Source organism: Dyadobacter frigoris, assembly GCF_005280585.1.
GTDB classification, from domain to species: domain Bacteria; phylum Bacteroidota; class Bacteroidia; order Cytophagales; family Spirosomataceae; genus Dyadobacter; species Dyadobacter frigoris.
In genome coordinates this window covers 65,097-81,739 of record NZ_SZVO01000020.1, presented here as the reverse complement: position 1 = coordinate 81,739, position 16,643 = coordinate 65,097, and the positions used below count along the sequence as shown (strand labels likewise).

General features: G+C 41.6%; 11 protein-coding genes. 8 read left to right on the top strand and 3 right to left on the bottom strand.

Annotated features, from left to right (window positions below):
• Positions 1 to 10: 10 nt before the first annotated feature.
• From FDK13_RS30425 to cobA, 3 genes are all read right to left on the bottom strand, one after another.
• On the bottom strand, positions 11 to 1,324 hold the full coding sequence (locus FDK13_RS30425; protein ID WP_137343792.1) for an MFS transporter: 1,314 nt from the start codon (positions 1,322 to 1,324) through the stop codon (positions 11 to 13).
• Between the two features lie 65 nt (positions 1,325 to 1,389).
• On the bottom strand, positions 1,390 to 2,748 hold the full coding sequence (locus tag FDK13_RS30420) for an alginate export family protein (RefSeq protein ID WP_137343791.1): 1,359 nt from the start codon (positions 2,746 to 2,748) through the stop codon (positions 1,390 to 1,392).
• Positions 2,749 to 2,979: 231 nt separating this feature from the next.
• Complete coding sequence (gene cobA / locus FDK13_RS30415; RefSeq protein ID WP_137343790.1) at positions 2,980 to 3,738, bottom strand: uroporphyrinogen-III C-methyltransferase; 759 nt, start codon at positions 3,736 to 3,738, stop codon at positions 2,980 to 2,982.
• A 279-nt stretch (positions 3,739 to 4,017) separates the two neighbouring features.
• Here cobA and nirB point away from each other — a divergent pair, with 279 nt between their 5' ends.
• The 8 genes from nirB to FDK13_RS30375 all read left to right on the top strand — a co-directional run bounded on the left by nirB (position 4,018) and on the right by FDK13_RS30375 (position 16,572).
• Positions 4,018 to 6,534: a nitrite reductase large subunit NirB gene (gene nirB / locus FDK13_RS30410; protein ID WP_137343789.1), complete on the top strand. Its 2,517-nt coding sequence runs from the start codon at positions 4,018 to 4,020 to the stop codon at positions 6,532 to 6,534.
• 96 nt (positions 6,535 to 6,630) lie between these two features.
• The gene (gene nirD, locus FDK13_RS30405; RefSeq protein WP_137343788.1) at positions 6,631 to 6,984 is read left to right on the top strand and encodes a nitrite reductase small subunit NirD; all 354 of its coding nucleotides are present in this window, start codon (positions 6,631 to 6,633) and stop codon (positions 6,982 to 6,984) included.
• 6 nt (positions 6,985 to 6,990) lie between these two features.
• Complete coding sequence (locus FDK13_RS30400) at positions 6,991 to 8,424, top strand: sensor histidine kinase (protein WP_137343787.1); 1,434 nt, start codon at positions 6,991 to 6,993, stop codon at positions 8,422 to 8,424.
• 11 nt (positions 8,425 to 8,435) lie between these two features.
• Positions 8,436 to 9,098: a response regulator transcription factor gene (locus FDK13_RS30395; RefSeq protein ID WP_137343786.1), complete on the top strand. Its 663-nt coding sequence runs from the start codon at positions 8,436 to 8,438 to the stop codon at positions 9,096 to 9,098.
• A 338-nt stretch (positions 9,099 to 9,436) separates the two neighbouring features.
• Positions 9,437 to 12,760 (top strand): SusC/RagA family TonB-linked outer membrane protein, encoded by a 3,324-nt coding sequence (locus tag FDK13_RS30390; protein WP_374756119.1) that lies wholly within the window; start codon positions 9,437 to 9,439, stop codon positions 12,758 to 12,760.
• A gap of 14 nt (positions 12,761 to 12,774) precedes the next feature.
• Positions 12,775 to 14,256 carry a RagB/SusD family nutrient uptake outer membrane protein gene (locus FDK13_RS30385; protein WP_137343784.1) on the top strand — a complete coding sequence of 494 codons (1,482 nt, stop codon included), beginning with the start codon at positions 12,775 to 12,777 and terminating at the stop codon, positions 14,254 to 14,256.
• A gap of 51 nt (positions 14,257 to 14,307) precedes the next feature.
• A complete protein-coding gene (locus FDK13_RS30380; protein WP_137343783.1) occupies positions 14,308 to 15,231 on the top strand; it encodes a substrate import-associated zinc metallohydrolase lipoprotein in 924 nt (307 codons plus the stop codon).
• A 27-nt stretch (positions 15,232 to 15,258) separates the two neighbouring features.
• Positions 15,259 to 16,572 carry a DUF4302 domain-containing protein gene (locus FDK13_RS30375; RefSeq protein WP_137343782.1) on the top strand — a complete coding sequence of 438 codons (1,314 nt, stop codon included), beginning with the start codon at positions 15,259 to 15,261 and terminating at the stop codon, positions 16,570 to 16,572.
• The last annotated feature ends 71 nt before the right edge of the window (positions 16,573 to 16,643 follow it).

Below are 16,643 nucleotides of genomic sequence, written 5' to 3'. Positions count from 1 at the left end.
AGCTACTTAATTAAGAATTCGCAGTTTCCAATGTATTCGCTTCGGGTATCGCTGTTCTTATTTTATCAAAATTGACCAAAGCGACAATCGCAGCCACGCAGGCAATCGCAACACCGATGTAGACAAATGCCTGGGAGTAAGAAATTGAGCTTGATTTAAACAAGAATCCCGCCAACACAGCACCTACATTTCCGCCGGCACCCACAATTCCGCTTACGGAGCCAATAGCTTTTTGATTAACAAAAGGGACGATGGCATAAGTAACACCATTCGCCATTTTCAAAAACATAGCGAAACATAACATGGTGATCACGGCGATCGTCAATGTTGAGCTTTGTGCGAAAAGTGCGATACCAATCCCTTCCATCGCCAGCAAAAGTGCCAATAAGCGGCCTTTGCCCAGCATTCCATATTTCAAACCCACTTTATCTGCTACAATTCCACCCAAAGCACGGGCAAATAAATTCATGAAACCAAAGGTTCCGGCAAGGATTCCGGCTACGGCCAGAGTTGCATGGAAATTTTCGAAGAAGTATAAAGCGGCAATATTATCAAAGGTAATTTCAATACCAAAACAAGCTCCATAAGCAAGGAAAAGTGCCCAGGTACGAGGGTCTTTCATCGCCATCGTCATCGTGCCTTTTACTTTGACAGTAGAATTTCGGATGGATTCAGGAAGCTCATCAAAGTTTCCGGCTGGTGTATCTTTCGTGTAGAAATAATAAACAAAAGCAAAAATCAATAAAGCAACACCCGGTACGATCATCGCCAGACGCCATGCCGATTCAGGCAAATAACCAGCGCCAATAAAACCAGCGAAAATCAAAGGCATAACCATGTTGGTAACACCGCCGCCTAAATTTCCCCAGCCACCAGCCACCGCATTAGCTGTTCCTACAATTTTCTTATCAAACATCACCGATGTATGATATTGTGTTATGACAAACGATGCGCCGATCACACCAATGGCTAATCTAAAAAGTAAAAAGCCTTCATAGGAATGTACTAGGCCAACCGTCATAACCGGAATGGAACAGATCCCTAAAAGTGCTGTATATGTTTTTCGTGGTCCCCAGGAATCGCAAAGTTTACCAACCGCGATCCGGGCAATTACCGTTGCGGCTACGGAAGCAATGATGATATTTCCGATTTGTCCTTTTGTTAAACCCAAATCTGTTTTGACAACCGTCATCAACGGAGCTAATCCAAACCAGCCGAAAAAGCAAAGGAAAAATGCCATCCATGTCAGGTGGAACGTCCGCATTTGCACGCCTTTCGCGCTGAAAATATTTAATTTCTGTAACGGTTTATTTGTCGTTTCCATAGTTCAATGCTTTTAAACTTTTGATAATAAGAGTGATGTAAAGTTCAGTATCTATATTATTCGGGTTATTTTAGGAAATCTGGTTTGATGCTGATCATCAGGTAAGCCCAGTGGGCCATTTTTTGAGGATCCGTTACAGCCTTTGCTTGTGCCAGTGAATTTGTTGGTAAAAAAGTGCAGTATCCTCCCTGGAAACTTATTGTTTTGGTCAAATTGTACGTAGCAATAATGTCCAGTTCCTCTCCAAAATTACTGCTCAGTTTCCCATCTTTTACACTGCTGATCTGTGCGGCACTTGAAAACTGGTGCAAATCAGCTTGTACAGAAAGTTTAGGAGATGCTTTGATTGTGCTGCTCAAGAAAAGATCCGATAATCCGCCTTTTCCAAAACCGTTGGCAGCATAGAAATAATCCATTTGTCCCCAAAACTTATGCGGTGTTCCATATAAAGGGTCAAAACTTCTGTTTTTTGAACTGCCGGAACCGCTTCCTGATGTATAATCAAAACCAGGTCCGATCGAAATAAATCTGTTCACTTCATAAAGTCCTTTGATCGAATACATGTAAGCAGACAAATTGGCACCATCTTTATCTTTTCCTGTTTGCAAATAGGCGCTGGCTATAAGATTAATACTTTTGCCGAGTTTTGTCTGAATATAAGGTCCCAAAGTTACCCGACTATTTACTCCTTTTTCAAGCGTTTTGGTACCCGTTGATGTCAGGCTGTATTTTTGGAAATCATCTTTTAAAATCAAAAATGAAGCAATTCCCTGATTCAGTTTTTTGCTTACATATCCAAATTGCATCGATTTGTACATGGTGCCAATTCCGTTCGTTCCGGCGGCATATCCATTAGGAACTCCGTTGTATAAAGTGCCGGTTTTTACCTCACTATTCTGGTTATACGCAAAGCCTAAATGTGCGGTAAAACCTTTGTTGCTATACTTGATCAATGCAGCATCATGACGTCTCGCCTGTTGCAGCCAGTCAAGGTTTCCAAGTAAGCGGCTGTCATCATAAAGTAATTCCTGACGGCCGATCTTTATTGAAAATTCTTTTCCAAGTTTGGTCTGATTTGTATCCAGCAAACTTATTTCTCCCCAGGCTTCATGCAGCATAAAACCATTTAAACCGGCATTTGTTACCCTATTATTCGTTGAAGCATCCTGTCCCCAAACCCTTACATCCTGCGCCGAAATGTAAAAATTTGTGCGGTAACCTTTGTATCCAACATTTAACCTGGTGCGCTGGGAGGTAAAAAAGGCTGGTTTATTGCCTTTGGAAAGAGGAGAACCTTGCCCATCCAAAAGTTCAGAGCGTGTACGAAGCTGGCCGGAAATACTTAACTGAGCCCTGGATTCGGAGGGCAGTAGTAACGAAATTCCCAATGCCGCCGCGATGAATAGGTAGCGAATTGTTTTCATGTGGATAAGTGGATAAAATGAAAAAGAGGATAGCGTCAATGAGTTGACATCATTTGTTCTTAACAGCCACCTGGTGTAGTTAAGCAAACCCGGAATTTGGTTTATGTTCTTTTTTCCATTTTATTTGATCTGTTTGTGTGAAACATAAACAACATCCCCTGGTTTGAATAGCCCCGTTGGGATAATACATAAGCCGATTTTGGTGTCCCCACACCGGATCGGCTTTTTTTGCTAAAATGCCAGATTGGCGCTCTGCAAATACTCCATCGCATAGGATGGATGCAATCCTACAACCTCTCCAAGCACAATGATTGCCGGTGTGCCCAGTTTATTTTCCTTCACCAGTTGTGGCATTTCCCAAACCTGACCCATCACACTTTTTTCATCCGGGCGCGTTCCGTTCTGGATCACCGCCATAGGCAAATGCCCGCGGCCAAAATATTTATATAAGTCACAGATTTCGTTCAGCTTATTCATTCCCATCAAAACCACAACGGTTGCTTTGGATTGAGCGGCCAGTCGCATGTCATCAGATAGTTCTCCGTTTCTGGTCGTTCCGGTAATGACCCAGAAACTTTCACTTACACCGCGGCGGGTTACCGGAATTTCCAGGGAAGCCGGAACGGCTATACAGCTTGAAACACCTGGAATTACTTCGCAGATAATATCATGATCGCGGGCATATTCCATTTCTTCATGACCACGTCCAAAAACAAAAGAATCACCGCCTTTCAAACGAACAACATGTCCGCGTTTCCGTGCAAGCTTCACGATCAGCCCGTTGATCTCGTCTTGAGAAAAAGAGGCTTCACCCACTTTTTTCCCTACATATATTTTTAATGCTGCTTCTGGTGCAAAATCAAGAATTTCTGTACTCACCAGTTCGTCGTATAAAACGACATCGGCTGATTTTAAAACTTTGATTCCTTTTAAAGTAATCAGCTCTCCGTTTCCCGGACCAGCTCCCACGAGTGTAAGTTTCGCCTCCATCTCTTTTATATATGTTCTGGTGAATATTAGAAATGTACTATAAGTAGTGAATAGTAACTATATCTATTTGTTGGTTCAAAATTAGTATCAATATTTTATAAAACAATACTTTTGCCAAAAAATAAGTATCAATTTTACATATATTTAGAATAAAAAGTTAGGAAAATAGAAAAACACCTTTTAATTTTGACATGTACTAAAAGGTAATTAAAGTAGTTAAATATTTGAATAGTACAATAAAACAACAGGGTTATTCAAAAATAATAGTTAATTATAACTATGAAAACAAACACAAACACGCATATCGTTGTCATTGGAAATGGTATGGTTGGCTACAAATTCTGCGAGAAATTGCTGGCCAAAAGAAAAAATGATCAGGAATTCACGCTGACGGTTTTTGGGGAAGAACCTCGCGTGGCTTATGATCGTGTGCATTTGAGCGAATATTTTGCAGGTAAAACGGCCGAAGACCTTACGATGGCCAGTAAAGAATGGTATGAGGAAAATAACATCAGATTATTCCTTTCAGATCCTGTTGTTGATATCGACAGAGAAGAAAAACTGGTACGATCTCATCATGGCCATGTAGTACATTACGACTATCTGGTGATGGCAACAGGCTCCGGTGCGTTTGTTCCGTCTATTCCCGGTGTGGAAAAAGATGGTGTTTTTGTTTACCGTACTATTGAAGATTTGGAGCTTATTCAGGCCTATGCCCGTAAGGCAAAAAGAGGTGCTGTTTTGGGTGGTGGTCTGCTTGGTCTTGAAGCGGCAAAAGCATTATTGGATTTAGGTTTGGAAGAAGCCCATGTGGTAGAATTCGCCTCCCGTTTAATGCCAAGACAAATTGATGACGCAGGTTCGAGAATTCTGCAAAGTCAGCTGGAATCGCTTGGTTTGAATATTCATCTGGCAAAAAGTACACAGGAAATCGTTGGCGACGACTGTATCAAAGGAATGCAGTTTGTTGATAATTCTTTCCTGGATGTGGATATGCTGGTGATTTCCGCCGGTATTCGTCCGCGTGATGAACTGGCGAAAATTGCCGGACTCGAAACACATCCCCGAGGCGGAATTATCGTTGATAATGGCTTGAAAACATCGGATCCCTACATTTTTGCAATCGGAGAATGTGCGCTGGCACATCACATGATCTATGGTTTGATCGCTCCCGGTTATGAAATGGCTGATGTTGTAGCCAATGCCCTGACCGGTATTGATAAGGAATTTTTGCCTTACGATATGTCTACAAAACTGAAACTGATCGGAACGGATGTTGCAAGTTTCGGTGATCCGTTTATTGAAGAACCGGCGTGTAAAACAATCCGTTACGAGAATAAGGCAAAAGGTATATACAAAAGAATTAACGTTTCACCGGATGGTAAGGAATTGCTGGGTGGAATTCTGGTAGGTGATGCTGAGCAATATAACATGCTTCTGCAAACCTGTAAAAATAAAACGATTTTGCCTCCTGATTCTGAGGATCTTATTTTAGGATCAAGAGGTGGAGAAGAAACGGGTGCAGGTGTGATGAGCTTGCCTGATGACGCCTTGATCTGTTCTTGCGAAGCGATTACCAAAGGTATGCTTTGCGAGGAAATTGGCGAAAAAGGAAATACGTCGATCGATGCATTGAAAAAATCCTGCAAAGCCGGAACCGGATGCGGTGGTTGTGTGCCGATGGTAAAAGATATTATTCAGGGCGTGATGAAGCAAAACGGCCAATATATCAAAACGGTTGTTTGTGAACATTTCGATCACTCCCGCCAGGAGTTACTTGATCTGGTGAAAATGAATGGGTTGAAAACCTATGGCGAAGTACTGAATGAATATGGAAAAGGAGATGGCTGCGAAGTTTGTAAGCCGGTTGTTGCATCCTTGCTGGCAAGTCTTTGGAATGAAAATGTACTGACAAAAGACCGTGCGCCGATTCAGGATTCTAATGACCGTTATCTTGCTAACATACAAAAAGGAGGTACATATTCGGTTGTTCCGAGAATTCCGGGTGGAGAAATTACGCCGGATAAATTGATCGTGATCGGACAGGTTGCTAAAAAATATAATTTATATACCAAAATTACGGGCGGACAAAGAATAGATCTTTTCGGTGCGCACGTAAATGATCTGCCTTTGATCTGGGAAGAATTGATTGATGCCGGTTTTGAAAGCGGACATGCGTATGGAAAAGCATTAAGAACTGTAAAGAGCTGTGTAGGATCCACATGGTGCCGTTTTGGTGTGCAGGATTCCGTTTCTTTCGCTATTGAAATTGAAGACCGGTATAAAGGAATCCGGGCGCCGCATAAGTTCAAATCTGCGGTTTCTGGCTGTGTTCGCGAATGTGCAGAAGCGCAAAGCAAGGATTTTGGTATCATCGCAACGGAGAAAGGCTGGAATTTATATGTCTGCGGAAATGGCGGTTCCAAGCCACAGCACGCACAAATGCTGGCTTCTGATGTTGATAAGGAAACCTGCGTAAAATTGATCGACAGATTCCTTATGTTTTACATAAAAACAGCCGATCCGTTGACAAGAACGGCGACTTGGCTGAATAAAATGGAAGGCGGAATGTCCTATCTGAAAGCAGTGGTGGTGGATGATTTATTGGGATTAACTTCCGCATTTGAGGAAGAAATGCAGACTTTGATCAATAACTACAAATGCGAATGGAAAGAAGTTGTGGATAGTCCTGAGTTACGTCAACGTTACAACCATTTTGTAAACGTCCCTGACAAAGACCCAATGATAGCATTCGAAGAAATGCGTACGCAAAAACGAGCCAAAGAATGGGTATAGTCTAGGCCTGAAAGGTCGACATATTTCTGCATCGGGCACCGCCCGATGGTGCGGGGATGTGTGCTAATCTAATCATTCAAAACATTCAAAATCAACATGGAACCAACACATAATACAAAAGACAGAATAACCTGGCACCTCGCCTGTAACGTCAACGATATCCCCGAAGACGGCGGAGGCTGTGCGTTAATAGAAGGCAAACAAATCGCTATCTTTAACTTCGCACGGAGAGGCGAGTGGTACGCAACGGATAACGAATGTCCACACCGCCAGCAAATGGCTATAGGTCGCGGCATGATCGGAAGCCAGGGAGAGGAACCAAAAGTTGCCTGTCCGTTTCACAAAAAAACTTTTTCTTTAAAAACTGGTCAATGCCTGACTGATGACGACTATAAAATCAATACCTTCCCGGTTATCATCAAAGAAAATCAGGTGTACATTGGTTTATAAATAAAAATGGAGAAACTCGAAAGTCAGGTTGCGGATCGCCTTACCCGATATTATATTGTCGCGCTGACTTTGGTAGCCGTGCTCACGGTCAGCGGACTTTTTTTAATCCGAAGAACGATTAATAATCTCAATCATGACAGCCGGGTAGTGAATGTGGCCGGCCGCCAGCGCATGTTAAGCCAGCGGCTGACGAAACTTGCTATTTTACAAACCGAGAAAATTCCGACCAGTGATTCTGTTAAAATCGACTCATTGCTTAATATCTGGAAAGTGAGCCACGAACAATTGCTTCGGGGCCGGATCAAGATGGAAAGTGAATTTGTGGTTTTAAAAAGTGATTCGATTAAAAACATGTACAGAAACCTGGAACCTGTTTTTCAGACAATCTATACCAATCTTCTGATCGTAATTAATACATCGGTTCCGGAAGAAGAAAAAAGAAATGCACTCCGGATTATTTTGACGGCAGAACCTGTTTTTCTAAGACAAATGGACGCGATTGTCTTTCAATTTGACAGGGAAAGTTATGGCCGTATAAAGATACTGGAACAAATTGAATGGATTTTAGACATCCTGACACTGATAGTCCTTTTGGCAGAAGGTATTTTAATTTTTCGGCCCGTTGTCAATACAACACGACGGATCGTTCGTTTGTTGGCTGCATCCGAAGATGCGGTAAGAGTTGTGAATAAAAAATTAAAGGTGGCAAATAGCCAACTGATCCGTGCACAGAACGATTTGATCAGAAGTGAAGAAGAAAAATACCAGTTACAACTAGCCGAAAATCGAATCCGGGCTGCCGCATTAATTGAAGGGCAGGAAGAAGAGAGAAAACGTTTTGCCCTCGAATTGCACGATGGTATTGGGCAAATGCTGACCGGATTAAAACTTCAGGCCGAAAAACTTAAACAAATGCAGTTTGATGACGAAAAACAGCGACTTCGTTTTGACAGACTGGTTTCGTTAATTCAGGATACGATCCAAACCACCCGGCAGGTTTCTTTCAACCTTATGCCATCTGTTTTAAACGATTTTGGTTTAAGTGCTGCATTGAATCTGCTTTGCGCACAAACTTCGGAATTGTCGGAGATAAAAATAAAATATGAAGGTAAAAAAGATCGCATTGCACTGGCCGGACCTGTGGAAATCGGGCTGTATAGAATCGCGCAAGAAGCTTTGAATAACGCAGTTAAGCACTCCGAATCGGATAATATAAAGATAAAATTAGAACAAACAGAGAATCAGATAGTTTTGGAGATTGAAGATGATGGGAAAGGATTTTTAATTAGTAATTTGAAAAATAAAAGCGAATCTTTTTTAACACAAAACGGAATTGAAAATATCCGGACGCGTACGCAATTGCTCAACGGTGAAATGAAAATTATATCGAAAGTGGATACCGGCACGAGGCTGGTTATTAATATCCCTGTGCAATCATAACTTTGAGCGATATGCCAATACGTATACTAGTCGTTGATGATCATTCGGTGGTGAGACAAGGTATCATAACCTTGATTGAAGATGAGGACGATATTCTCATCGTGGGGGAGGCGTCGGATGGCGATGAAGTGTTGGAAAGTGTTTCAAAATTAAAACCAGATGTGGTTTTGCTTGATCTGACGATGCCGCGCATGTCGGGACTGGAAGCAATTAAATTATTAGTGCCGGTTTTTCCTGATGTCAAAGTGCTGGTTTTCAGTATGCATAACAATCCGGATTATATTCTGTCGGCTGTAACCAGTGGAGCGGCCGGATATCTTCAGAAGGATACTGGCAGGGATGAAATCCTGAAAGCGGTCCGTAGCGTGGCTGCCGGAGAATTATATTATCCTCCCAATGCATCGTCAATAATTATACGGAATCTTATTCTTCCCAAAAAAGAAACGGAAATTACAGAAGTCAAAAGTGTAAGTACAGCTTCTGTATGGAACAAAATGACACCTAGAGAGCAGCAGATCCTGCAATGTCTTACCGAAGGAATGAGCAGTAAGGATATTGCTGAGCATTTTACAATAAGCTCCAACACAGTTGCCAATCAGCGCGCAAGCATTATGCGAAAGGCAAATGTGAAAAACACGGCTGAACTGATCGGGCTGGCACTGAGAGATCGATAAAAGTATAAAATTCACGTTAAGAAATGTCACCGATAATGGGAAAAGAATTTTTTTTTCTTACATTTATTACCAGGCACCCCTCTCCATACATATCTTGTATTATTAAAGTCACTTGCTGACACAAATTTGGCATTTTGGCTTATCCTAAAAATATTATTGTCTAAAAAAGTATTTAGGGTTAGAATACATCTATCCCGGGAAATAATCGTTTATTAGATTGTTTATCCGTATAATTGAGTTCCATTAAAATTTGAGACCTATTTAATATAGAAATTTACTACAATTCAAGTATGAAGATTTTTTATCGGACCAGTGGTTTTCGACCATTCTTTGTGTTCTTGTCAGGTATCTTTTTGTGTGCCGTTTTGACAATAAGCCCAAAGCAGGTAGCAGCTGCAAATATTGAAGTCCGTGGCGTGGTGAAAAGTAAAACCGGTGAATTACTGATCGGGGCCACAATACGGATAAAAGGTGTTCAAAAAGGGACAGTTACAAATGAAAAGGGAGAATTTGTACTGCCCGATATTAACGAAGGAGCTACGCTGGTTGTGACCATGATCGGCTTTTTAGCTACTGAATTTCCCGCTGCAAAATTTGTTACAATAGAACTGAATGAAGATGCTGTGGGTCTTCAGGATGTGGTTGTGACTGGCTTTCAGCAGATTGATAAAAGTAAATTTACGGGATCCGCGGTAACATTAAAAACAGACGATATCCGTATTGACGGACTTCCGGACGTTAGCCGTATGCTTGAAGGCCGGGCAGCCGGGGTTTCAATCCAGAACGTTTCCGGAACTTTTGGTGCTGCTCCAAAAATCCGTATTCGCGGCGCAACTTCTTTAAATGGTGATAACAAACCGCTTTGGGTAGTGGATGGCGTTGTTTTGGAAGATATCGTAAATATTTCCAACGATCAGCTTTCCAGCGGTGATCCGACTACTTTACTTGGTTCCGCAGTTGCCGGACTGAACCCGAATGACATTGAAACTTTTGACATCCTGAAAGATGCTGCGGCAGCTGCTTTGTACGGTGCGCGTGCGATGAATGGTGTAATTGTAATTACAACTAAAAAAGGAAAAGCCGGAAAACCTGTCATCAGTTATTCAGGTAATTTTAGTACGCAGTTAAAACCTTCTTACAAAAATTTCAACATCATGAATTCTGCCGAACAGATGTCGGTTTTGGGAGAATTGGAAAGAAAGGGATATTTGAATACCAGCGTTCTGGACAATCCTGATTATGGTGTTTATGGCAAATATTACAGTTTATTAAATGCAGATGCGAGTGGTAATTTTGGTATTTCCAACACACCGGAAGCTAAAAAAGCATTCCTTTTACGATACGCTGGTGCTAATACGGATTGGTTTGATGTGTTATTCAAGAACAACTTTTTGCAGGAACATTCCCTAAGTGTTTCCTTTGGAACCGATAAATCTCAGTCTTATTTTTCTACCAGTTTTCTGAGCGATAACGGTTGGACGGTTGTGGATAAAGTGAAACGTTATACACTTAATTTTAGAAATACGTACAAGCTGTCCGACAAACTTACACTCGGATTTTCAACACTTTCTTCGGTTCGTCAGCAAAGAGCGCCTGGCTCTTTAACGCGCCAGAGCAATCCGGTGGATGGAACATATGGACGTGATTTTGATATCAATCCATTTAGTTATGCTTTAAATACCAGTCGTACACTGACTGCTTTTGACGAAAATGGAAACCGTGAATTTTTTAGAAGAAATTACGCTCCGTTTAATATTCTGACGGAACTTGAAAATAACTATATCGATCTGAATCTGATTGATATCAGGTTACAGGGAGATTTGGCGTATAAAATCACGCCGCATATTCAGTACGATTTTGTGGGTGCACTTCGCTACATACACACAGGCCAGGAACATCAGATCACCGAAAATTCCAACATGGCGAATGCGTACCGTGCAGCTGGGAATTCTACCATCGCTTTAAAAAATAAATTCTTGTACAGAGATCCGGATGATCCTGATGCTTATCCGGTTGTGGTTTTACCGCGTGGAGGTTTTTACAACCGCAACGAAGATGAAATGACTTTTTATAATGTCCGGAATAACCTTCGTTATAACAAAGTTTTTGGTGAAAGACATGCGGTGAATGCATTGGTTGGTCAGGAAATTAAATTTACAAACAGACAAAATTCAAATAATACAGGTTACGGTTATCAATATGACCAGGGTGGAGTTCCTTTTGTGGATTACCGGATATTGAAACAGACGATCGAAAGCAACTTCCAGTATTTTGGAATGACCAAAAGTTTTGACCGTTTCGCTGCATTTTATGCAAGTTTGGGTTACACTTTGGACGACAAATATAACTTCACCGCTTATGCCCGTTACGATGGTTCAAACCGTTTCGGGAAATCGGCAATCGGTCGCTGGCTGCCTACCTGGACGGTTGCGGGATCATGGAATCTGGATCATGAAGAGTTTATCAAAAGCCTTTCATGGATCAGTTATGCCAAATTACGCGGAAGTTACGGATTGACTGCCAGTACAGGGCCGGCAACAAACTCGGCGGTATTGTTAAAAAGTATTATCACAAATCGTCCATACACGGATGAAAAAGAATCGGCGATTGATCTTGCCTCTCTTGCCAATTTACAACTGACCTGGGAAAAATTGTACAGTGGAAATATTGGTCTTGATCTGGGACTTTTGGGAAACCGTTTCAACATCACAGCAGACGTTTATCTGAGAAACAGTTTTGATCTGATTGACAAAATAAAAACTTCCGGTATTGGGGGACAAACGTATAAAATCGCCAACTACGCGGATATGCAGTCAAAAGGAATTGACCTTTCGCTGGAAGCGGTAATTCTCAAAACGAAGGATTTCTCATGGCGTTCCCGTTTTACTGCCGGTTATGCACATACCCAGATTACAAGCGTGGATAACCTGCCTACGATTTTTGATATGGTGAAGGCAGAAGGAGCCAATATTCAGGGGCATCCGGTAAGAAGTTTATTCTCTGTTGATTATAGAGGTCTGGATCCAAAAACCGGCGTGCCGACATTTTTGAATGAAAAAGGAGAAGTTAGCAAAGACGTTTATCTTCAGGATTTAAACACTTCTTATCTGAAATATGAAGGCCCTGTTGATCCGCCGCTAACGGGTGGTTTGAACAATACTTTTATTTACCGCAACCTGACCATGAATGTTTTTCTTACGGGACAGGCCGGTAATAAAATCCGGTTGAATCCGCTTTACAAGGGAACATCCGGTTCACGACCTGCATTCAGTGATCTTGATGCTACACCAAGAGAGTTAAACGACCGTTGGGAAAAGCCGGGTGACGAAAAAATTACGAATATTCCGTCAATTCCTGACATTTTGGAAAATCAGTATCTGGCCGGAATTTATCCTTACACAACTTACAATTATTCCAGCCAGCGTGTGGCCAGTGGGAATTTCGTTCGCCTGAAATCTGTATCGCTTGCTTATCGCCTTCCTTTGACTATGATTAAAAGACTTGGTATGACGGCCGCTTCGATTCAGGTATCGACAATTAACCCATGGCTTATTTATTCCGACAAAAAACTGAAAGGACAAGATCCGGAATTCTTTAATACCGGTGGTGTGGCACAGCCGATTCAAAAGCAGTTTACGGTAGCCATCAAGTTCACTTTATAATGATGAAATTGAAAATGGAAAACAGATATATAACCAGAATTTTTGTTTTACTGCCGTTATTGATGCTGATGGGCTGTGATGATTTTTTGTCAAAAGAACCCGACAGCACAAGAGCGACACTGGAAACACCGGAACAGGTATCTCAACTGTTGACAACTGCCTATCCGCAAGGAGGATATGTATCTTTCGGTGAGGCTATGAGCGATAATGTGGGAGACAAAGGTGTTGGGCAGGATGACCGTGTAAACCGTGGCTCTTATCGTTTTGAAGTGGTGGATGCGCCGGTTAATATTGAAGATTCGCCGGATATGTACTGGGCAAAAGCTTATAGAGCCATAGCAGCGACAAATCTGGCTCTACAGGTTATTGGCGAAGCAAAAGATCCTTCAATTTTTTCAGCTCAAAAAGGGGAGGCTTTGGTCGCAAGGGCTTATGCACATTTTATGCTGGTAAGTTTCTTTTCAAAATTTTATAATCCTGCCACAGCAGCAACGGATCCGGGAATACCTTACGTGACCGAGCCGGAAGATGTTGTGATCAAACAATATGAAAGAAAAACGGTTGCTTATGTATATGAAATGATTGAAAAAGATTTATTGGAGGGGCTTCCCTTGATTAAGGATGTTTCATATACTGTTCCAAAATATCATTTCAATATTGCTGCTGCCAACGCATTTGCCAGCCGTTTTTATCTGGTAAAAAAGGATTACGCTAAAACGCTCTCTTACGCCAATGCCGTTTTTCCATCAGGTGATATTGCCGGTAATTTACGCCCGTGGAATACGGAATATTTGCCTTTGACATACGATGCTTTATACAAAAGATATACAAGAGCCAGTGAGCCGGCCAATTTATTACTGGTAGAAACCAGCTCGGTATATGGCCGCTATGTGGCTCAATACCGGTATGGCCTTACCAATGCAAAATGGGCAGAAATAAATCAGATCAGTGCGCTGTCAAGTAATTCGGCCAACTGGGCTTTCCCGGTTTACACACAGGGGGATGGCAACCTGCTTATCCCAAAATTGTCGGAATATTTTGTCAAACAATCTGTAAATGCAGAAATCGGGGATCCGTATGTTATGGTTCCATTGTTTACGGCGGAGGAAGTCCTTTTCAATCGCGCAGAAGCGAATCTTTATTTAGGAAACAGTACCGGCACACTTTCGGACATCAATTTGTTTATGAGCAAGCGATTGAGAAATTATGATGTAACGACACATATAGTAACTCTGGCAAAAATCAGAACTTATTACGGTCTGAGCAATACAACGGCAAATAATACGGCGGGACTTTTATCGTCTATCAAAGACCTGCGGAGAATTGAATTTACACAGGAAGGTATGCGTTGGTTTGATATGCTTCGTTATGGAATCAATGTGGTGCATACAACCAGAGAAGGTGAAACTATTTCTGTCAATAGCGACGATCCAAAAAGAGTGCTGCAATTGCCACAATCTGTGGTTCAGTCGGGTATTCAGTTAAACCCGAGATAAGTAAATTGAAATATTTGGCTATCGGAAAAATATATTAAAGATCTTTATAAAATGAATATTAAAATTACTTATAACTATATCTTTTCTCTTCTTGCACTGGCTTTTCTGATGAGCTCATGTAAGGAAGATTCGATTGGAGACGTGGCCGAAATTGCAGATCTCGGTGGTCCTGTTATACCGCCAACTGTTATTGATAAGTATATTAAAGACAGCCTGACAACTCCTTACAATATTCAAATGAAATACCGTTGGGATCAGTTTGAGTTTGGGGATGTTACAAAAACACTGGTTCCGCCGAAAGAGGAGAAAATTATTCCCTTGTCCAGGGTTGTAAAAAGCGCCTGGATCACGCCTTATGTTCAGCAAAAAAGCCTTACGTTTTTCAATATGTATTCTCCCAAAACTTTCATCCTTTCAGGAAGTGTGCAATACTTGTCGAACGGTGGCGTAGTACTTGGACAGGCAGAAGGCGGAAGGAAAATTGTCCTTTTTGACGTAAATAATTTTAAAACGCGCGGCACAGCAGACTACGTGGCTGCTACGGATTCTAACAAAGTGAAAGAGTTTGTTCATACATTACAGCACGAATTCGGACATATTTTACATCAGAATATTCTTTACCCGGTTGAATTTAAAACGGTTTGCAAAGGATTGTTTCAGGGAGAAAACTGGATTAATATTAGCGATGCCGAAGCCCGCCAGGATGGATTTGTTACAGCTTATTCAAGTTCAGGTTTTGATGATGATTTTGTTGAAACCATTGCGATACTGCTTATTGAAGGAAAAGGCGGCTGGGAAAAAATTATAAATTCAATCCCGGCAGGTTTTAGTGCAAACGGTACAAGCCAGGCCGATGCACAGGCGAAATTGAGGAGAAAAGAGGCGCTCGTGGTAAGTTATTACAAAACTGCCTGGGGTATCGATTTCTATGAGTTGCAGAAGAAAACCCGCGCTGCGCTGGTTCCGTTGTTATAAGAAACTGTTCGTTCAAAAAGATTTCCAATGAAAAATAAGTATCTGTCCTATCTGTTATTATTTCTTCTTGCCGGACTTTGGTCATGCAGTGATGACAATGATGTTTTTGAACAAACAGCAGATGAACGTGTCAATGCAGCGCTGGCCGCTTATCAGAAACAATTATCCGGCGCGCCCTATGGATGGAAGGGAATTATTTATCCGGACGGCGGAGGTGTGTATAGTTTTTATTTCAAATTTAACGATCAAAATCGTGTCGTGATGTATTCTGATTTTGCCGCTGAATCTGCCGCAACACCAAAGGAAAGCAGTTACCGCGTAAAAGCGATGCAAACGCCGTCGCTTATTTTTGATACCTATTCTTACCTGCACGTGCTGGCAGATCCGGATGCGGCGGTTAATGGAGGAAGTTATGGTGACGGTTTAAAATCCGATTATGAATTTTCCTTTTCCGGGGATTCACTCAGTACAGGAAATATTACTTTAACAGGCACTAAAAATCAAAGCAAGCTTATTTTAATTAAAGCGACGCAGGAAGAGGCTACTGCCTATGGAAATGGAGGATTAGCGAAAAGTTTGCTATTCAGTAATATTTCCAAATACCTGACCTACTTCAAACGTTTCGTTTCGGGTGGAGTTACCTATGAAATAGCGGTTAATCAAAATGCACGAACGATTACCTTAAACTGGCTGACAGGAACCACCGTTAATACCTTCACTACCGATTATTATTACAGCTCGACTGGCGTATCCTTTATAACTCCGTTTGTCAATGGCTCAACAACACTGAATGGTTTTACAAATATCACCTGGGACGCTGCGAATCTTGTTTTGGGCGTTACAGCTTCCGGAACAAAAACAACAATTGTTGAAGCCGCAAAACCTATAAAGGTGGATGTAGCCGCCGCGAAAAGGTGGTATCAGGCAGCGTTGTCGCAAGATAGCTATTGGGTGTCTGAAAATGGATTTCATGTTAATGGAGTTGACGACGCTTTTAATGTAAATTCCTTAGTTAGTGGAGCAGCCAAATATTACTTTTACTTGTACTGGCCGGGATATGGATCAAATTATGATGCATTTGCTCCGATCTTTGTACAGGACAATAACGCAACATTTATATATCTGGACGCAGCAAAAGCGCCAACTTTCTCTACGGACGGGCGGGCTATTTTCTCTGGATTAGGTGTGGTAGGAGATGGATATCCTACGGACGGACCCGCTATTGCTTCTAAGAATTATTTATATGATACGAATGGTTTCTATCTAATACAGCTTTCTGATAATGCTTACGACATGGTGAGTGCGAAAGATGGGAAGGGCTGGATTAGCTGGATAAAGTAAACAGTACTCCAATTTTTTTACAAGAAACATTCAAAAGAGTGACGAAATAGTTTTTCTGAGTATAAAGGAAA

What these genes read in the sequence shown, in the direction of transcription:
- FDK13_RS30385 (WP_137343784.1), top strand. Translation starts at nt 12,775, where the DNA reads ATGGAAAACAGATATATAACCAGAATTTTTGTTTTACTGCCGTTATTG.
- FDK13_RS30395 (WP_137343786.1), top strand. Translation starts at nt 8,436, where the DNA reads ATGCCAATACGTATACTAGTCGTTGATGATCATTCGGTGGTGAGACAA.
- FDK13_RS30375 (WP_137343782.1), top strand. Translation starts at nt 15,259, where the DNA reads ATGAAAAATAAGTATCTGTCCTATCTGTTATTATTTCTTCTTGCCGGA.
- FDK13_RS30400 (WP_137343787.1), top strand. Translation starts at nt 6,991, where the DNA reads ATGGAGAAACTCGAAAGTCAGGTTGCGGATCGCCTTACCCGATATTAT.
- FDK13_RS30380 (WP_137343783.1), top strand. Translation starts at nt 14,308, where the DNA reads ATGAATATTAAAATTACTTATAACTATATCTTTTCTCTTCTTGCACTG.
- cobA (WP_137343790.1), bottom strand. Translation starts at nt 3,738, where the DNA reads ATGGAGGCGAAACTTACACTCGTGGGAGCTGGTCCGGGAAACGGAGAG.
- FDK13_RS30425 (WP_137343792.1), bottom strand. Translation starts at nt 1,324, where the DNA reads ATGGAAACGACAAATAAACCGTTACAGAAATTAAATATTTTCAGCGCG.
- FDK13_RS30420 (WP_137343791.1), bottom strand. Translation starts at nt 2,748, where the DNA reads ATGAAAACAATTCGCTACCTATTCATCGCGGCGGCATTGGGAATTTCG.
- nirB (WP_137343789.1), top strand. Translation starts at nt 4,018, where the DNA reads ATGAAAACAAACACAAACACGCATATCGTTGTCATTGGAAATGGTATG.
- nirD (WP_137343788.1), top strand. Translation starts at nt 6,631, where the DNA reads ATGGAACCAACACATAATACAAAAGACAGAATAACCTGGCACCTCGCC.